At 75.1% G+C, this 17152-nt stretch carries 15 protein-coding genes; 9 read left to right on the top strand and 6 right to left on the bottom strand.

Features of this window, described 5'->3' with window-relative positions; translation table 11 throughout:
* Positions 1 to 415: 415 nt before the first annotated feature.
* Positions 416 to 1609: an MFS transporter gene (locus AC0693_RS25465; RefSeq protein ID WP_478802988.1), complete on the top strand. Its 1194-nt coding sequence runs from the start codon at positions 416 to 418 to the stop codon at positions 1607 to 1609.
* Here AC0693_RS25465 and AC0693_RS25460 read toward each other — a convergent pair.
* Positions 1602 to 2207, bottom strand: a complete 606-nt coding sequence (locus AC0693_RS25460) for a mycothiol-dependent nitroreductase Rv2466c family protein (protein ID WP_356405748.1) — start codon at positions 2205 to 2207, stop codon at positions 1602 to 1604. The two genes, AC0693_RS25465 and AC0693_RS25460, sit on opposite strands and share 8 nt — an antisense overlap.
* Positions 2208 to 2543: 336 nt before the next feature.
* Here AC0693_RS25460 and AC0693_RS25455 point away from each other — a divergent pair, with 336 nt between their 5' ends.
* Genes AC0693_RS25455 through AC0693_RS25430 form a run of 6 tightly spaced genes read left to right on the top strand, consistent with a single transcriptional unit; the run spans position 2544 to position 8054 of the window.
* A complete protein-coding gene (locus AC0693_RS25455) occupies positions 2544 to 4157 on the top strand; it encodes a sensor histidine kinase (protein WP_478802987.1) in 1614 nt (537 codons plus the stop codon).
* A complete protein-coding gene (locus AC0693_RS25450) occupies positions 4154 to 4555 on the top strand; it encodes a roadblock/LC7 domain-containing protein (protein WP_356405752.1) in 402 nt (133 codons plus the stop codon). The genes AC0693_RS25455 and AC0693_RS25450 overlap by 4 nt, the downstream gene beginning before the upstream one ends.
* Positions 4552 to 4914, top strand: coding sequence for a DUF742 domain-containing protein (locus tag AC0693_RS25445; RefSeq protein WP_469320139.1), 363 nt, complete (start codon positions 4552 to 4554; stop codon positions 4912 to 4914). The genes AC0693_RS25450 and AC0693_RS25445 overlap by 4 nt, the downstream gene beginning before the upstream one ends.
* A gap of 7 nt (positions 4915 to 4921) precedes the next feature.
* The gene (locus AC0693_RS25440) at positions 4922 to 5596 is read left to right on the top strand and encodes a GTP-binding protein (RefSeq protein WP_469331404.1); all 675 of its coding nucleotides are present in this window, start codon (positions 4922 to 4924) and stop codon (positions 5594 to 5596) included.
* Entirely contained in the window at positions 5593 to 6822 is a 1230-nt protein-coding gene (locus tag AC0693_RS25435) for a cytochrome P450 (RefSeq protein ID WP_478802986.1), read from the top strand. The genes AC0693_RS25440 and AC0693_RS25435 overlap by 4 nt, the downstream gene beginning before the upstream one ends.
* Positions 6819 to 8054, top strand: a complete 1236-nt coding sequence (locus tag AC0693_RS25430) for a cytochrome P450 family protein (RefSeq protein WP_469331408.1) — start codon at positions 6819 to 6821, stop codon at positions 8052 to 8054. Before AC0693_RS25435 ends, AC0693_RS25430 begins: the two co-directional genes overlap by 4 nt.
* Before the next feature lie 58 nt (positions 8055 to 8112).
* Here the strand turns inward: AC0693_RS25430 and AC0693_RS25425 are convergent, their stop codons facing one another.
* The 3 genes from AC0693_RS25425 to AC0693_RS25415 are packed head-to-tail and all read right to left on the bottom strand — an operon-like array spanning position 8113 to position 11884.
* The gene (locus AC0693_RS25425) at positions 8113 to 9309 is read right to left on the bottom strand and encodes an ATP-grasp domain-containing protein (RefSeq protein ID WP_356405762.1); all 1197 of its coding nucleotides are present in this window, start codon (positions 9307 to 9309) and stop codon (positions 8113 to 8115) included.
* Positions 9306 to 10598, bottom strand: coding sequence for an MFS transporter (locus tag AC0693_RS25420; RefSeq protein ID WP_356405764.1), 1293 nt, complete (start codon positions 10596 to 10598; stop codon positions 9306 to 9308). Before AC0693_RS25420 ends, AC0693_RS25425 begins: the two co-directional genes overlap by 4 nt.
* Complete coding sequence (locus AC0693_RS25415) at positions 10595 to 11884, bottom strand: ATP-grasp domain-containing protein (RefSeq protein ID WP_478802985.1); 1290 nt, start codon at positions 11882 to 11884, stop codon at positions 10595 to 10597. The genes AC0693_RS25420 and AC0693_RS25415 overlap by 4 nt, the downstream gene beginning before the upstream one ends.
* A 274-nt stretch (positions 11885 to 12158) precedes the next feature.
* Between AC0693_RS25415 and AC0693_RS25410 the strand changes: the two genes are divergently transcribed.
* Positions 12159 to 12434: a GlsB/YeaQ/YmgE family stress response membrane protein gene (locus AC0693_RS25410; RefSeq protein WP_468464039.1), complete on the top strand. Its 276-nt coding sequence runs from the start codon at positions 12159 to 12161 to the stop codon at positions 12432 to 12434.
* Positions 12435 to 12450: 16 nt separating this feature from the next.
* Here the strand turns inward: AC0693_RS25410 and AC0693_RS25405 are convergent, their stop codons facing one another.
* Together AC0693_RS25405 and AC0693_RS25400 are read right to left on the bottom strand one after the other, a co-directional pair.
* Positions 12451 to 12894, bottom strand: coding sequence for a helix-turn-helix transcriptional regulator (locus AC0693_RS25405; RefSeq protein ID WP_356405769.1), 444 nt, complete (start codon positions 12892 to 12894; stop codon positions 12451 to 12453).
* Entirely contained in the window at positions 12891 to 13517 is a 627-nt protein-coding gene (locus AC0693_RS25400; RefSeq protein ID WP_356405771.1) for a helix-turn-helix transcriptional regulator, read from the bottom strand. Before AC0693_RS25400 ends, AC0693_RS25405 begins: the two co-directional genes overlap by 4 nt.
* A gap of 333 nt (positions 13518 to 13850) precedes the next feature.
* Between AC0693_RS25400 and AC0693_RS25395 the strand changes: the two genes are divergently transcribed.
* Positions 13851 to 17105, top strand: coding sequence for a type 2 lanthipeptide synthetase LanM family protein (locus AC0693_RS25395; protein WP_478802984.1), 3255 nt, complete (start codon positions 13851 to 13853; stop codon positions 17103 to 17105).
* The last annotated feature ends 47 nt before the right edge of the window (positions 17106 to 17152 follow it).

The following is a 17152-nucleotide window of genomic DNA, read 5'->3' as shown; positions in this document are numbered from 1 at the left end:
GGGGCCCGTCCGGCGCGTGCCCGGGGTCCGCATGCCCGGGGTCCGGTGCGTGCTGTTCTGTGCTCACCCGTCGATTCGACCACCGTGCGCGCCCCGGCACCAGGGCCGGCGGCCCGCCGTCAGGATTCCGTCATACCTGGTGAGATACCCGGCGAGCCCGGGCGGCGGAGCCGAGGTACGTGGCGGGTGGTGTTGCGTCCCCCGATGCCAACACCACCCGCTCACGCACTCCGCTCCCCGAGCCTAGGACGGGGCGGGCTCCGGCCGCTGTGCACCGGGTGCGGCGTTCGTTGACGATCAGTGCGTACCGCCTGGACGAGGGGGTGGCGCGGCGCGGCCGGCCGGGGCCCCGGCAGGGCGCGCGGGGGCCCGGCCGCGCCGCCGGGCGGGGCGGCGGGTCCGCTCGTACGATGCGATGGTGATCACCGCCGCGCCGCGCCGCAGACCGGGTTACCTCGCCGCCGCGGCCGTCTTCGCGGTCGGCATGATGGGCACCACCCTGCCGACCCCGCTCTACGGGCTGTACCGCGAGGAGATCGGCTTCTCCACCTTCATGGTGACCGTCGTCTTCGCCGTCTACGCGGTCGGCGTGCTGGCCGTCCTGCTGCTCGCGGGGAACCATTCCGACCGGGTCGGACGGCGGCCCGTCCTGCTGGCGGCGATCGTACTGTCCGTGCTCAGCGCCCTCTGCTTCCTGGCCGAGCACGGGCTGCCGCTGCTCTTCGCCGGGCGGCTGCTGTCCGGCTTCGCCGCCGGGCTGCTCAGCGGCACCGGGACCGCCGCCGTCATCGAACTCGCCCCGCCCGAGCGCCGGGCCCGGGCCGCCTTCGCCGCCACCGCCGCCAACATGGGCGGCCTGGGCTGCGGACCGCTGCTCGCGGGGCTGCTCGCCCAGTACGCGCCGCACCCGCTCGCGCTGCCCTTCCTCGTGCACCTCGCGCTGCTGGTGCCCGCCGCGGCCGTCGTGCTGCTGCTGCCGGAGACGGTGGAGCGGCCCCGGCGGTGGGCCCGGCCCCGGCCGCAGGGCGTCCGCGTGCCGCCGGGCGCGCGGGCGGCGTTCGCGCTCTGCGCCCCGGCCGCGTTCGCGGGCTTCGCGCTGCTGGGTCTGTTCACGGCGGTGGCGCCCACCTTCGTCGCGCAGACGCTGGAGGTCACGAACCACGCGGTCGCGGGCGCCCTGGTCTTCTCGGTGTTCCTCGCCTCCACCCTCGGGCAGCTGGCCGGGGGCCGGCTGGACGCGGACCGCGCGCTGCCGCGCGGACGGACGGTGCTGGTGGCCGGTCTGGCGCTGGTCGCCGCCTCGCTGGCCGTGGAATCGCTGCCGCTGCTGGTCGCGGGCGGGGCCGTCGCGGGGTTCGGCCAGGGCATGGCCTTCCGGGCGGCGGTGGCGACCGTATCGGCCGCGGCCCCCGCGGAGCAGCGGGGGGCCACGATCTCCGCGCTGTTCGTCATCGCCTACTGCGGGATCTCGCTGCCGGTGGTGGGGGTGGGCGCGCTCACCCTGTGGCTGGGCCTGCGCGGCGCGGGCCTGGTCTTCACGGTCTGCGTCGCGCTCGCGGCGGCGGCGGGCCGCCGCCGCGGTGACCGCCACCGGCCCGGCCTCAGCTGAAGTCGAGGCCGCCGGTCCGGGTGCGCTTGAGCTCGAAGAAATCGGAGTACCCGGCGAGCAGCCGGACCCCGTCGAAGACCCGTACGGCGTCCTCGCCGCGCGGGATGGAGGTGAGGACCGGACCGAAGAAGGCGGTGCCGTCGATGTGGATCGTCGGGGTGCCGACCTCCTCGCCGACCGGGTCCATGCCCTCGTGGTGGCTCTTGCGCAGGGCGTCGTCGTATTCGGTGCGCCCGGCGGCATCGGCCAGCTCGGCCGGCAGACCGGCTTCGGCCAGCGCCTCGCGGATCAGCTCGTCCGTGGCCGAGCGGTCCTCGTTGTGCAACCGGGTGCCGAGGGCGGTGTAGAGGTCGCGCAGGACGCTTTCGCCGTGCTCCTGGGCGGCGGCGATGCAGACCCGCACGGGACCCCAGCCGGTCTCCAGCAGCCTGCGGTAGCGCTCGGGCAGGTCTTCCTTGCCCTCGTTGAGCACCGACAGGCTCATGACACGGAACGTGAGGTCCAGGTCGCGCTGCTTCTCCACCTCCAGGATCCAGCGGGAGGTGATCCAGGCGAAGGGGCAGATGGGATCGAAGTAGAAATCGACTTTGTTGGTCACCCGGCCGAGCCTAGAAGGCCGGTGTCCCGTCCAGAAGGGCCATTCTGCCGCCGGGGAAGTGGGCCAATGCGGCGCGGACGGGGGCGCCGTGACCCGGATGGCCTCCCTCCCGCGTGCTCCGGCCCCGGCCTGCGGGGTGCTCCGGCGGGGCACGTTTTGACGCGGGCGGTGCACAGAAATCCACCGACAAAGTGCGCTAGATCGGGATGAATTGATCTTGGTACCAGGCAAACTTCGCCAAGAGCTTTCTCTTTCGATCAGCAACTCTCCTATAGTTGCGTCTCGTTGCCACAGGAACCCTCTCTTCCATTTCCGCCCGGTTTGAGGCTTTGATTGATGACGGCGTCGCCCTCCCCCCTTCGCCCCTCCGCGCTGGCCCTGCTGCTGACCGCAGCGGTCGCCGGTGCGCTCTGCACGGCGGCGGTGGCCGCGGCCCCGTCGACCGTCCGAACCCCCCTCGCATGGTTCTCCGTCTCGGGCGTCCTGCTGCTCGGGATCGCGGCCTTCACGGTCACCTGGACGACGCGCTCGGCCCGGCTGCTGCGCGCCCGGGCCGCCGGCCTCGCCGGTGAGGTCGCCGCCCGGGACGCCGAGATATCCCGGCTCACCGCCCAGGGGGCCCGCGACGCGGCCGCCCGCACCGCGGAGCGGCAGCGGCTCATCGCCGAGCACACGGCCGAGCTGGAACACTTCGCCCGGGCCGGGGCCGCCGAGGCCGACCGGCTGACGGCCTCTCACCTCAGCGCCCGCGAACACCTCGGCGACCAGCTGCGCCGCGCCGAGTCCGGCCGGGCCGCGGCCATGGCCGCCGCCGCCAACGCGGCCGGCCGCATGCAGGCGCTGGCCACCGGAATGCTCGCCGACCTGCGGGAGATGGAGCACCGGCACGCCGACGAGGACGTCCTCGGCGACCTGCTGCACCTCGACCACCGCACCGCGCAGGCGGGCCGCCTGGCCGACTCCATCGCGGTGCTCACCGGCGCCCGGTCGGGCCGCCGGTGGGCCAAGCCCATCGTCATGGAATCCATCCTGCGCGGCGCCATGGGCCGGATCGGCGGCTACCAGCGGGTGCGGCTGCACTCCACCAGCGACGCCGCGATCGCCGGGCACGCCGCCGAGGGCGTCATGCACGCGCTCGCCGAACTGCTCGACAACGCCGCGAACTTCTCGCCGCCGACCGCTGAGGTCCACGTGTACGTGGAGGAGGTGCCGGCCGGGATCATCATCACCGTCGAGGACAGCGGCCTCGTGATGAGCGAGGTGCAGCTGCGCCGTGCCGAACAGGCCGTCACCGCCGAGTCGCTGGACCTGGCCGGGCTCTCCGGTACCCGGCTCGGCCTCGCCGTGGTCGGCCGACTGGCGCGCAAGCACGGGCTGACCGTCTCCTTCCGGCCCTCCGCGCGCGGTGGCACCGGCGCACTGATGATGCTCCCTCAGGAGCTGATCAGCCGGGGCCCCTCCGCCAACCCCGCGGCCGAGGACGGGGCGCCCCTGCCCGTCGACGCGCTCGCCGCCGCCGACCCGGCCCGCGCCACCCCGGCCGACCCGGAAGCGGACGCCGAACCGGCGGCCGGGAACGACGCCGCCGACGACGCGGGGCACGGGACCGCGCCCGCCGACGCCGAGCACGGCACCGGCCACGCAGACCACGCCGCCGTCCGTCCCGCCACCCCGCACCCCGCCACCGCGCCCACCGCCGGGGACACCGGCGGGCAGCCCGCCCTCGGCGAGAGCGGACTGCCGCAGCGCCGCCGCGGCCGCACCCTGGCCGCCGCCCACCCCGAGGGGGCCGGGGCCGCCGACCAGGCGGCCGCGCGCACCGCCGCCCCCGCGGACGCCTCCCGCTCCGCCGCCCGCTTCGGCAGCTTCCGCCAGGCCGTGCGCGGCGCCGCGGCCGCGCCGCCCACGACGCCCTCGAACCCCCCGTACCCGGAAGGCAACACGCGATGACCGGCACCACCACCGACGAGACGCTCGGCTGGCTCCTCGACGGGCTCCTGGAGCGCACCCCCGGCGCCCGCCACGCCCTCGTGCTCTCCCGGGACGGCCTCAAGCTCTGCCGCACCCCGGAGCTGTCCGTCGACCAGGCCGACCAGCTCGCGGCGATAGCCGCCGGCATCCAGAGCCTGTCGCACGGGGCCTCCATCGAGTTCGGCGACGGCAGCGGCGGCGTCCGCTCCGCCATGGCCGAGTTCTACGGCGGGATCCTCTTCATCGTCGAGGCGGGCGAAGGCGCCCACCTGGCACTGGTCGCCGCCGAGGACGCGGACGCGGGCCTCGTCGGCCACAACATGTCGGAACTGGTCGAACAGCTCGGTGAGCACCTGATCGCCAGGCCCCGGGGATGAGCCGGAGCAGGCCGGGCCGGGACGACTCCCCGGACCGGCTCTACACCCTCACGGGCGGCCGCAGCCGCTCCGGCTCGGACGCCTTCGACCTCGTGACCCTGGTCATCGCCGAATGCGATCCGGTCGTGGGCATGCAGTCGGAACACGCGGCCATCCTGCGGATGTGCCGGTACCCGACGGCGGTCGTCGAGATCGCCGCCGACCTGGCGCTGCCGGTCTCCATCGTGCGGATCCTGCTCGCCGACCTGCTCGGCACGGGCAGGATCAGCGCCCGCCACCCGCGTTCGGCGCACTCGGCGTACAGCCTTCCCGACCCCGACATCCTGGAGCAGGTGCTCGTTGGACTCCGCAATCTCTGATCGGCCGATGGACCCGCCGATCGACCAGCCGACGGACCGGGCCGCCGTCCAGGACGGCCTCCGCGCCGACCGGCAGACCCTCAGCAGCACCGCCGACAACGGTCTCAAGATCGTCGTCGTGGGCGGGTTCGGCGTCGGCAAGACCACCATGGTCCGCTCGGTCAGCGAGATCCGTCCGCTGAACACCGAGGAGACGATGACCAAGGCGGGCGAGGGCGTCGACGACACCGGCGGCGTCGCCACCAAGACCTCCACCACCGTCGCCTTCGACTTCGGCCGCATCACCCTCGACGCCCGCAACGTGCTCTACCTGTTCGGCGCCCCCGGCCAGGAGCGGTTCTGGTTCCTGTGGGACCGGCTGTTCTCCGGCACCCTCGGGGCGGTCGTCCTCGTCGACACCCGGCGGCTCGCCGACTCCTGGTACGCCATCGACCGCCTCGAACACCACGGCACCCCCTTCGTCGTCGCCTGCAACGACTTCGGCGGTCCCACGCACACCCCGGACCAGATCCGCGCCGCGCTCGACCTGCCGCCGCACGTCCCGCTGGTGTTCTGCGACGCGCGCTCCCGCGAGTCCAGCAAGCAGGTGCTCATCTCCCTCGTGCGGCACGTCCAGCACGTCCACCACCTTCAGCACGTCCAGACGGCCGACCGGCCGACGACCCCGGAGCCCACCCCGTGACCACCCCCGAGCCCCGCCCCGTGTACCTGGGCGGCCCGCGGTTCCAGACCGACCCCACCGAGCTGTACCGGGAGATGCGCCGCGACCACGGCGCCGTCGCCCCGGTCGTCCTCGACGGCGACGTACCGGCCTGGCTGGTCCTCGGCTACCGCGAACTGCACCAGGTCACCAGCGATCCGGTGCTCTTCTCCCGCGACTCCGACCTCTGGAACCAGTGGGACCGGATCCCCGCCGACTGGCCGCTGCTCCCGATGATCGGCCGCAAGCAGCCGTCGATCCTCTACACCGTCGGCGAACGCCACCGCGAGCGGGCGGCGGTGATCACCGACGCGCTGGAGGCCATCGACCCCTTCGAACTCAAGGGCCACGCCGAGCGGTTCGCGGACGAGCTGATCGACGGCATCTGCGGCAAGGGCCGCTGCGACATCGTCGGCGAGTACGCCATGCTGCTGCCGCTGCGCGTCCTCGCCCGCATCTACGGCTTCCCGGACGAAGAGGGCCCCGGCCTCGTCACGGCCATGAACGACATGATCAACGGGCGCGAGGGCACGCTGGCGGGCCAGCAGCACCTCGGCGGATCCATGTACGCGCTGCTCGCCGCCAAATCGGCCGCGCCCGGCCAGGACGTCGCCTCCCGGATGCTCGGCAACCGCTCCGGCTTCACCCTGGACGAGATCGCCCAGGACCTCATGGTCATGATGGCCGCCGGGCACCAGCCCACCGCCGACTGGATCGGCAACTCGCTGCGCCTCATGCTCACCGACGACCGGTTCGCCGCCTCCCTCGCGGGCGGCCGCCACAGCGTCGGCGAAGCCATGAACGAGGTGCTGTGGGAGGACACCCCCACGCAGAACGTGGCCGGCCGCTGGACCTCCCGCGACACCAACCTCGGCGGCCGCCGGATCGCCCGCGGCGACCTCGTCCTGCTGGGGCTGGCCGCCGCCAACTCCGACCCGCACGTGCGCACCGACGCGGGCGCCCTGACCGGCGGCAACAACGCCTTCTTCTCCTTCGGGCACGGCGACCACCGCTGCCCCTTCCCCGCGCAGGAGGTCGCCGAGGTCATCGCCCGGACCGGGATCGAGGTCCTCCTCGACCGGCTCCCCGACGTGGACCTCGCCGTCCCCGCCTCCGCGCTCGCCCGCCGCCCCTCGCCCTGGCTGCGCGGCCTGTCCGAACTGCCCGTCACCTACACCCCTACGCCCGCCCTTGGAGCCACCAGATGACGTGCCCGATCGACCACTCCGGCGCCGCCGCCATCAGCCTGGACCCCTTCGTGGCCGACCTCGACGCCGAGAGCGCGGCCCTGCGCGCCGCCGGACCGCTCGTGCGCGTCGTCCTGCCGGGCGGGGTGCCCTGCTACGCCGTCACCCACCACGCCGAGGCCCGGGCGCTGCTGACCGACCCGCGGATCGTCAAGGACATCAACGCGTGGGGCGCCTGGCAGCGCGGTGAGATACCGCTGGACTGGCCGCTGATCGGGCTCGCCAACCCCGGGCGCTCGATGCTCACCGTCGACGGCGACGAGCACCGCCGGCTGCGCACCCTGGTCGCGCAGGCGCTGACCGTCCGCCGGGTGGAGAAGCTGCGGGCCGGCATCGAGGCGCTGACCGAGGGGATGCTGGACCGGCTCGCCGAGCTGCCCGCCGGGGAGAGCGTCGACCTCAAGGCGCACTTCGCGTACCCGCTGCCGATGAACGTGATCAGCGAACTGATGGGCGTGGACGCCGCCGACCACCCCCGGATGAAGGAGCTGTTCGACCAGTTCTTCTCCACGCAGACCCGGCCCGAAGACGTCCCGCGGATGATGGCGGACCTCGCCGCGCTGTTCGGCCGGATCGTGGAGGCCAAGAGGCGCAGCCCCGGCGACGACCTGACGAGCGCGCTCATCGCCGCCTCCGAGAACGGCGACCACCTCACCACCGAGGAGATCACCAACACCCTCCAGCTGATGGTCGCGGCCGGTCACGAGACCACCATCAGCCTGATCGTCAACGCGGTCGTCGCCCTGGAGACCCACCCGGAGCAGCGCGCCCTCGTGCTCAAGGGCGAGGTGCCGTGGGAGAACGTCATCGAGGAGACGCTGCGCTGGTCGACCCCGACCTCGCACGTCCTCATCCGGTTCGCCACCGAGGACGTCCCGGTCGGGGACGGCGTCCTGCCGAAGGGCGAGGGGCTGATCGTCTCCTTCGGCGCCATCGGCCGCGACGAGGCGCAGCACGGCGGGACGGCGGGCGCCTTCGACGTCACCCGCACCCCGAACCGGCACATCTCCTTCGGCCACGGTCCGCACGTCTGCCCCGGGGCCGCGCTGTCCCGGCTGGAGGCGGCGGTGGCCCTTCCGGCCCTCTACGCGCGCTTCCCCGGACTGCGCCTCGCCGTGGGCCGCGAGGAGCTGCGCAACAAGCCGATCGTGACCCAGAACGACCTGTTCGACCTGCCCGTCGTCCTGGGCTGAACCGTCACCCCCGTCCGAACCGGCGCGTGGGCCCCGCACGGGGCCCACGCGGACCCGCTCAGTGCGCCCGTACGGAGATCCGCAGCCGCTCCGCCAGGAACTTCAGGGCGTCCTCGCGCGCGGCGGGCGAGCCGGCCTTCACCAGGATGTGGCCCAGGCGCTGGGACGAGGACGTGAGCGGGCCCACCACGTCGCCCACCCCCTTGCGCAGCCCGACCCGGACGACCGCCGGGTGCGCGGCGATCTCCGCCAGGCCGTCGACCGCCGTGATCGTGCCGGGGGCGCAGGTGGGGAAGTACGTCGCCGCGTAGGCCACCGGGAGCGCGGGCAGCGGACCGCCGAGCGGTTCCCCGAGCGCGAGCCGCACCACCGCCTCGTGCAGGTCGAAGCCGTACGTCAGGCCCACCGCCTCGGCGAGGAAGTCCCCGGGGGTACGGACGGCCACCTCCATCAGCACCGGACCCTCCAGCCCCACCCGGAACTCCAGGTGCACCAGCCCGGTCCGCATCCCCAGCCCCCGCAGCACCCCCGCGGTCAGCTCGTCCACCCGCGCCGCCAGCTGCGGATCCGCGAAGGCGTACCCGCAGCGGTGCGACAGCTCCACGAAGTACGGCGGGGCGGTGGTCTCCTTCTCCGTCACATTGGCGAAGAGCACCTCGCCCTCGTGGACGAGCGCCTCCCAGCTGTACTCCGGGCCGCTCACGGCCGCCTCGACCAGGATCTTCCCCTCGCCGCCCCGGCGCGCGACGATCTCCTCGGCCTGCGCGGCGCTCGTCACCAGTTCGACGCCCTCGCTGCCGCCCAGGGACAGCGGCTTGACCACCACCGGCAGCCGCTCCAGCATCCACTCCCGGGCCGCGTGCAGGTCGGGGGCCAGCAGGAACGCGGGCTGCGCCACCCCGTACGCCCCGAACCCGGTGCGCTGGAGGGCCTTGTTGCGGGAGATCACCGCGGCGTGCAGGGACGGACCGGGCAGCCCGAGCCGCTCCTGCGCCAGCGCGCCCGCCGTCACGTTGGCCTCCGCGAAGGCGAGCACCCCGTCGGGGGCGCGGTCCGCGAGCGCCGCCGTGACCCCGGCGAACCAGGACTCGTCCAGCGAACCCGACACCGGGTAGTAGGTGACGCCCTCCTCGGCCGCACGGCCGCCCATGAGCGCCGCGTTCTCCACCGCGCGGACCCGGTGACCGAGCCGCCTCGCCGCCTCGACGTACGGGCGTCCCATCGTGCCCACCCCGACCACCAGCAGATCCTTCACGCCACTGCCCCTTCGCTCGCTGCGCGCATCCCGTCCGGTTCCCCTGCTCGTTCGCGTTCCCGTTCCTGTTCCGCGCGCTGCCGCTCCAGGGCCCGGGTCACCGGCGGTACGAGGACCGAGGCCAGGCAGAACACCACGGCCAGCGCGGCCCATCCGACCGCCCCCGTCGCGATCACCACCCCGGTCACCAGCGCCGGACCCACGATCCGCTGCCCGGAGTTGCCCAGGCTGAACACCGACAGGTAGATCCCGCGGCGGTCCTCGGGCGCGAACGCGTAACTGAGGTCCCAGCCGCCCACCGCCTGCCACATCTCGCCGAAGGTCAGCGCCACGCAGGCGAGCAGCAGCAGCGCCCCCGCGAGCAGCGGCGAGGGGCCGTGCGCCGCCGCCAGCGCCGCACAGCACGCGGCCAGCGCGAAACCGCTGAGCCGCAGCGCCCGCGCCGCGCCGCCCGGCCGCTCCGCCCCGCGCGACACCGGTACCTGGAGCGTGATCGACAGCGCCGTGTTGACGAGGATCAGCACCGGCACGAACCCGGCGGGCACCCCCGTGGCCGTCATCGCCCACAGCGGCAGCCCCACCGACAGCAGCGTCGTGTGCAGGTTGAGCACCCCGGCCAGCCCGGCCAGCCCCAGGTACCTCCCGTCGCGGAAGCCCCGGATCGCCGTGAGCGGCCCCACCTTGCGGGCGGCCGCGCTGGAACGCACCAGCCGCAGCCGGGCCAGCATCACCGCCGAGACCAGGAAGGCCGCCGCGTTGCCGAGGACGATGCCCCGGTACGCCCACGTGCTGTCGGCGGCGAGCAGCGGGGCCGCCAGCAGCGCGCCGACCGAGAAGCCGATGTTGCGCACGGTGCGGACGATCGCCATCGTCCGCGTGCGGTCCGACTCCTCGGTGGTGTCGGAGGCCACCGCCTGCGTCATCGGCTGGGTCGCGCCCTCCGCCGCCGCCAGGCAGGACGACACCACCAGGAACCCGGCGAAACCGTGCACGTACGCCAGCGCCACGAACCACAGGGCCCGCCACACCTGGAGCGCGATCAGCGTGCGCCGGGCCCCGATCCGGTCGCTGAGCGCGCCGATCGGGACGGTGGCCAGGAAGCCCACGACCCCCGACACTGCCAGTCCGGCGCCGATCTGGGTGGAGGAGAGGCCGACCGAGCGGATGAAGAACACCGTCGACCCGGCGAGGAACAGGCCGGTGCCGATCGCGTTGATCAGCGAGGTCAGGGCGAAGGTCCGGCCGGCCGCCGTGGCCGGCACGTAGTCCGTGAGCGAGATCCGCTTCATCGCGCACCGCCGCCGCTGCCGGCCGTGCGCACCGAGACCAGGGCGGCGGCGTCCTCGGCGTTGCGGGCCGCGGCCGCCGCGTCCGTCCCGGTGGCGATGACGTATCCCGCCCGCTCCCAGGAACTGGTGACGGCCCGGACCACGTCGCCGGGGGCCACCGCGACGTGCACCTCCTCCACCCCGAAGGCGCGCCGGGCGGCGTCGGCGCCGTCCACCGCCTCCACCGGGCCGACCGGCGCGATCAGGAACCGTACGGCCGCGCCGAGCACCGGCGGGCGCTGCGGTGTCGCGGCGCCGCCGTCCAGGACGCCCAGCAGCGCGGCCAGGATGTCCATCCCGTAGGCGAGGTCGATCAGCGCGGTGATCCCGCCGCCGGGCAGCCGGGCCGCGCACTCCACCAGGTGCGGGCGGCCGTCGTCGAGGATCCACTCCGAGTGCAGCACGCCCGAGCGGAAGCCCGTCGCCGAGACGAGCACCGCCACCGCGCCGCGCAGCGCGTCGGCCTGCGCGGGGGGCAGCGCGGCGGGCACGGTGTGCCCGGTCTCGACGGGGTGGCCCGAGTCCTGGACCAGCTTGGCGGTGATGTTGGTGAAGCCGACGATGCCCTCGTGGACCACCGCCTCGACGCTCACCTCCGGCCCGTACAGCCGCTGTTCCACCAGGTACCGCGCCGCGTCCGGGTAACCGGCGTGCAGCGACGGCTCGTCGGCGGTCGTGGTGTGCGCCCAGGCCGCGGCGCTGTCGTCGTGCGGTCCCAGCAGGCGTACGCCGAGACTGGCCTGGCGGCCCGCGGGTTTGAGCACGCACGCCCCGCCGTACCGGGCCCGGAAGGCGCTCACGTCCTCGGGGCCGCGGGCCCGCTGCCAGGCTGGCTGGTCCAGGTCCGTACCGTCCACCGCGGCCCGCAGCCGGGCCTTGTCCCGCAGGATCCGCGCGGCCTTGGGACCCGCGCCGGGCAGCCCCCACGCCTCGGCGAGGGCCGCGGCGGCCACCACGCCGTACTCCACGACCGGGACGACCGCGCGGGCGTTCGGCGGCCGGGGGACCGCGGCGACGATCCGGTGCGGGTTGTCCTCGTCCTGGCTGGGCGCGCCGAGCAGCGCCCCCACGCAGCGGTGCGCGGCGGGCAGGCCGTCGATGCCGCGCGCGGCGATGACGGCGGGCTCCTCCACGACCAGGACGGAGTTCTCGGGGAGCAGGGCGTCCAGCTTGCCGAGCATCACCGGGCTGTACCCCACCAGGACGTGGGTGAGGGCGGCCGGGCCGGACGGATCGGGCAGTGTCATGGGTGCCTCGCTGCGTGACGGAGTGCGCGGGACGGGGAGGAGCAGGAGCGGGGCGGGTGCGCGGCACTCGTGCCCGGCCTGCCCGACGACTGTGCTCTTCCGGCCACTTGACGGCATAGCCCCGCCAAGGTTCGGGTCCGCGCAGCCCTGTGACCTCCTCATCCGGACCGTGCGGGTCCGCCCCGAGAACCATTTCGGGCCGCACGGCGTCCTCCCTGGTGAGCGCGCACACCGACGACGGGTGCGGCCCGGCGGGACAGAGGAGTGAGCGGGTATGGGGATCGTCAGCTGGGTCGTCCTGGGGCTGCTGGCCGGAGGCATCGCCAAGGTCCTGCTGCCCGGTCGCGACCCCGGAGGTCTGATCGGGACCACCCTGATCGGGGTCGCCGGTGCCTTCATCGGCGGGTGGCTGTCGGCGAAGTTCCTCGACCGGCCCGTCCGGAACGAGTTCTTCGACCTGCCCACCTGGGGCGCGGCGGTGGCGGGGTCCCTGGTCCTGCTCGTCGCCTACCGGATCCTGTTCGGCAATTCGCGCGACGCGCGCCGCTAGCGGCGCGCGCGTCCGCTCAGATCAGGCTGTGGTGGACCGCGCAGGCCACCGCGTGCGAACGGTTGCGGGCGTGCAGGCGGGACATCAGCTCGTAGATGACGTTCTTGACGGTGTGCTCCGAGCAGGACAGGGTGCGCGCGATCACGGCGTTCCCGTGGCCCTCCGCCATCAGGGCCAGTACCGAGGTCTGGCGGGCCGTCAAGTGAGGCGCCACCTCGGTCGGTTCGGGGCGCGGGGCGGGCAGCGCGGTGTGGCCGCCGAGCAGCCGGACCAGGTCCGGGTAGGGCATCTCGACGGTGTCCGGGACCGGTTCGGGGGCGGGTGCGAGGCCGGTGGCGACCTGGGCCAGCATCCGGCTCAGCCGGCCCGCTTCCAGGACCGCTTCGAGGGACCCTTCCCTGGTGGCCGGGCGGGTGGCCCCGCGGGCCGACGTGCGCGGCGGTGCGGCGACGGCGCTCACAGCATGCCCGCCCGGAGGGCGTAGGCCACCGCGTGGGCGCGGTTGCGGAGCCGGAACCGCTGGGTGATGTCGTGGACCACGGTGGTCACCGTCCGGGGTGAATAGCAGAGTCGTTTGGCTATCTCACTGGTCTCGTGGCCGTCGGCGACCATCCGCAGGACGGACCGCTCCCGGTCGTTGAGCCCGGCCGCGTCCCAGGGGCCGGCCACCGCGTCGGCCGCCGCGCCCTTGGCACCGGCGTGCTCCAGCAGCAGGTCCAGCAGGTCCGGCGGCAGCGTGCAGTCACCGCGGGAGGCGGCGCGCACGGCCCGGGCGAGGCGGACGGGATCCGCCTCGCGGCGGCGCAGCAGCCCCCGGGCCCCCGCCGCGATGGCGTGCAGGGCGTCGGCGGGCTCCAGTTCGCCCGCCACGAGCACCACGTCGGGCCGGGACGGGGTGTCCCGGATCGAGCGGAGTACGTCGAGTTCCGTACGGCCGATCCGGTCCACGGTCATGACCACGACGCGGGGTTCACCGCCCGGAGCGGCCAGGGCCACCTCGGGGCAGGCGAGCAGGGCGCTCTTGGTACCGGCTTCCAGCACCGGATCGAGTGCGACGACGTTGACAGGGACGGGTTCTCCCACCGGGTCCTCCGAAAGTCATCCGCCTGCCGGGGTGTCGGCCGGCGGAAGGGGCGCTGGTTCCCAGAGTGGGGGCGGCCCCCCGGTGGGGGCATCGGGCCCCGGCCCCCACATTTGTGAAGGCCCGGCGTCACGAGCGTCGGATCCGGTGAAGGACGCTGCCCGGACCGCCCCGGCGGGGCGTCGTGGCGGGTCGCACGGGGTGCGCGGGCCGGGGCCGGGCCCCGCGGCGGCGGGGGCCGGCCGGTGCGTACGGGGGGTGGTGGGGGCGGCCGCGCGGAATATGGGGGACGACCCCCCATGTGCCCGGCGGCGGCCTCTGCGAGTTTTCTTCTTGTGACTGACACCGCCACCGCCGCAGAAACCGAGGTCGGCGGCCTGACCCACTCCTGGTGGGCGCAGGCCCTGAACCTGCGGGAGCGGCTCGCCGCCCCGGATGCCCCCGCATCCGCACGGCCCGCCGCCCCCCACACCCGGCCCGCCTCGTGGGCCCTGGGGGACCCCGAGGGCTTCGCGGCCCGGATGGCGAGCCTGGGCGCCACCGAGGACACCGGGTACGCCCTCGCGGCGGAGCGGTCCTGGCAGCTGGCCGCCCGCGCCGGGAAGCCGGAGTGGGCCGGGTACGCCGAACGGATCGTGGCCGCGGCCCCCGCCGGGCGGGAAGCGACCGCCGCCGGGCCGGCCGGTACCGAAGGCGCCGAGGGCGCCGCGGTGTTCCTGCCCGCACTGCGCCCGCTGACCGAGGCCGCCTGGGCCGAGGCGGCCGCGCGGATCGAACTGCCCGAGGCGGAACTGGCCCCGGTGCGGGCCGCCTTCACCGGCTGGCTCGGCGACCGGCTGATCCGCCAGTCCGCCCGGACCCTGGTCCGGGAACTGCACGCGGCGCGCACCGCCGGGCAGCTGTCGGGGGAGACCTCGCGGGAGCGGTTCGCCGACTTCCTCGCCGGGCTCGGTACCCGCGACGGCCTGGCCGCGCTCTTCACCGGCTACCCGGTGCTGGCCCGGATGCTGGCCCAGTCCTGCATCCACGCCACGGACGCGACGGTGGAACTGGTCGGGCGCTACACCGCCGACCGCGCCGCCCTCGTCCGCGGCCTGCTCGGCGGCGCCGAGCCGGGACCGCTGGTACGGATCGACCTCGGCCGCGGCGACGTCCACCAGGGCAACCGCTCCGTCGCCCTGCTGCGCTTCGCCGACGGCGCCACCGTCGTCTACAAGCCCCGCCCGCTCGACCAGCACGCCCTCCTCGACCAGGCGGTCGCCTGGACCAACGGCAAGGTCGCCGGCCTCGGCCTGCGGACCCCCCGCTCGGTGCGCCGGCCCGGATACGGCTGGCTGGAATTCATCGAGCACGCCTGGTGCTCCTCGGCCACCGAGCTGGACCGGTTCTACCGCCGCCAAGGCGCGCTGCTCGCCCTGCTGTACGCGGTGGACGGCGTGGACATGCACTACGAGAACGTCATCGCCTGCCGGGACCAGCCGGTCCTGGTGGACGCCGAGACCCTGCTCCACGCGGGCCTGCCCGCCGCGGTGACCTGCGGTTCCGACCCCGCGGCGGCGGCCCTGGCCGCCTCGGTCCACCGCACCTGCCTGCTGCCGAGCCTGCTGATCGGCGAGCACGGCGCCATGGACATCTCCGCCCTCGGCGGCGGCCACGGCGGCTCCTACCCGAGCGACGGAATGAGCTGGGAAGGCGCCGGAACGGACGAGATGCGCGTACTGCGCGGTCGCATCGAGACCCCGGCCGGGCAGAACCGGCCCGCCCCGCGGGACCCGGCCGCCGGCCACGGGGACCACCGGGCCGCGCTGCTCGAAGGCTTCCGGGCGGGCTACGACGCGATCACCGCGCACCGCGCCGAACTCCTCGGCGAGGACGGGCTGCTCGCCCGCTGGGCCACCAGCCCGGGCCGGCTGATCGCCCGCGCCACCCGGCTGTACACGACCCTCCTGGAGGAGTCGACGCACCCCGACGTGCTGCGCGACGCGCTGACCCGGGACGCGCTGTTCGCCGTCCTGTGGGCCGAATCCGAGAACGACCCGGCCCGCCGCCGGCTGATCGAGGACGAGACCGCCGACCTGTGGGCCGGTGACGTGCCGCTCTTCTTCCACCACCCCGCCGACGCCGTGGTGCGGACCTCCCGGGGCACGTGCGTCGAGGGGGTGCTGCCCGCGCCGAGCCTGCGGACGGCGCTGGACAAGATCGCCGCGATGGGCGAGGTGGACCGGCACGACCAGGAGTGGATCATCTCGGCCACGCTCGCGGTGACCGGTGCCAACCTGACCGGGGGCCGCCCCCGTTCGGCGCTGGCCGGGCACCTCGCCCCCGCCGTCGCACCCGAGCCCTCCCGGCTGCTGACCGCCGCCTGCGGGATCGCCGACGAGATCGCGGCCCGCGCCGTACACGGCGACGGCCGGGTCAACTGGCTCGGCCTGGAGCAGGTCTCCGGCGAGCACTGGGCCGTCCTGCCGATGGGCGGCGGACTCGCCCAGGGCTACTGCGGAGTGGCCCTCTTCCTGGCCCAGCTCGGCGCGCTGACCGGCGCCGGACGCTACACCGCGCTGGCCCGGCAGGCCGCCGCCCCGCTGCCGGAGCTGCTGGCCACACTGGCCGCCGCCCCGGAGCTGAGCGCCGCCGTCGGACCGGGCGCCCTCAACGGACTCGGCGGCATCGTCTACAGCGTGGCCCGGCTGGCCGCCCTGCTGGACGACGGCGACAACGACGGTGACGGGGGCGCGGAGGCCGGCCGTACCGGAGCCGGCCCGCTGCGGGCCTGTCTGCCCGCCGCGCTCACCGCCCTCGCCCTGGCCGTCGAAGCGGCCCCCGACGGCCCGGCCGACCTGGCCGACGGACTCGCCGGAGCGCTGGCCGCCACCGTCGCCGTGCACCGCCTGACCGGGATGCCCGGCGCCGCCGCCCTGGCCGGCGCCCTCGCCGACCGGCTGCGGGAGCACGCCGAGGCGCTTCTCGCCCGGCCCGCCGGGGCGGCGGCCGCGGACCCCGGCTTCGCCCAGGGGGACGCGGGCATCGGCTGGGCCCTGCTCCGCTACGCCGCCGCGGAGGCCGAGCGGGGCCCCGGGGCCACCGGCGCCGCGCGGGCCGAGGCGTACGCCCGTACCGGCGCCGCCCTGCTGCGCCCGGCACTGGACGCGGCGCTGAGCCGCCCCGCCGACCTCGGCTGGCACTCCGGACTGGCGGGCACCGCGCTCGCCGCCGCCGACGCGCTGGCCCGCGCCGGCCGGCCGGTCCCGCAGGCCGAACTGACCTGGTGCGCGGCCCTGCTGAGCGATCCCGCCGAGGGCGGCCCCTCCACGGAGGCCGCCGAGTTCGGGGACCTCAGCCTCGGTCACGGCACGCTCGGCTCCCTGGAGCTGCTCAGCGTCCTCGCCGGGCAGGGCCACGCCGGCGCCGCCACCGCCCTCACCCACCGGGCCGGTCAGGTCCTCGGCCGCCTCGAGGACCACGGCCACCGCTGCGGCACCCCCGACCACGTCCCCTCACCCGGACTCCTCACCGGACTGTCCGGCATCGGATACGCCCTGCTCAGGCTGGGCTTCCCGGAGACGGTCCCGTCCGTCCTCCTGCTCCACTGACCGCCCGCCCGCTTCGCCGCACCTCCTCACCGCAGTCCGAGACCACA

The sequence above is a fragment of the Streptomyces sp. NPDC043876 genome (assembly GCF_056435825.1).
This window is presented reverse-complemented; position numbering and strand designations above follow the sequence as displayed.

Coding starts and splice junctions, on each gene's coding strand:
- AC0693_RS25445 (WP_469320139.1), top strand. CDS start 4,552: ATGAGCCGGAGCAGGCCGGGCCGGGACGACTCCCCGGACCGGCTCTAC.
- AC0693_RS25450 (WP_356405752.1), top strand. CDS start 4,154: ATGACCGGCACCACCACCGACGAGACGCTCGGCTGGCTCCTCGACGGG.
- AC0693_RS25410 (WP_468464039.1), top strand. CDS start 12,159: ATGGGGATCGTCAGCTGGGTCGTCCTGGGGCTGCTGGCCGGAGGCATC.
- AC0693_RS25440 (WP_469331404.1), top strand. CDS start 4,922: ATGGACCCGCCGATCGACCAGCCGACGGACCGGGCCGCCGTCCAGGAC.
- AC0693_RS25455 (WP_478802987.1), top strand. CDS start 2,544: ATGACGGCGTCGCCCTCCCCCCTTCGCCCCTCCGCGCTGGCCCTGCTG.
- AC0693_RS25415 (WP_478802985.1), bottom strand. CDS start 11,884: ATGACACTGCCCGATCCGTCCGGCCCGGCCGCCCTCACCCACGTCCTG.
- AC0693_RS25420 (WP_356405764.1), bottom strand. CDS start 10,598: ATGAAGCGGATCTCGCTCACGGACTACGTGCCGGCCACGGCGGCCGGC.
- AC0693_RS25430 (WP_469331408.1), top strand. CDS start 6,819: ATGACGTGCCCGATCGACCACTCCGGCGCCGCCGCCATCAGCCTGGAC.
- AC0693_RS25465 (WP_478802988.1), top strand. CDS start 416: ATGGTGATCACCGCCGCGCCGCGCCGCAGACCGGGTTACCTCGCCGCC.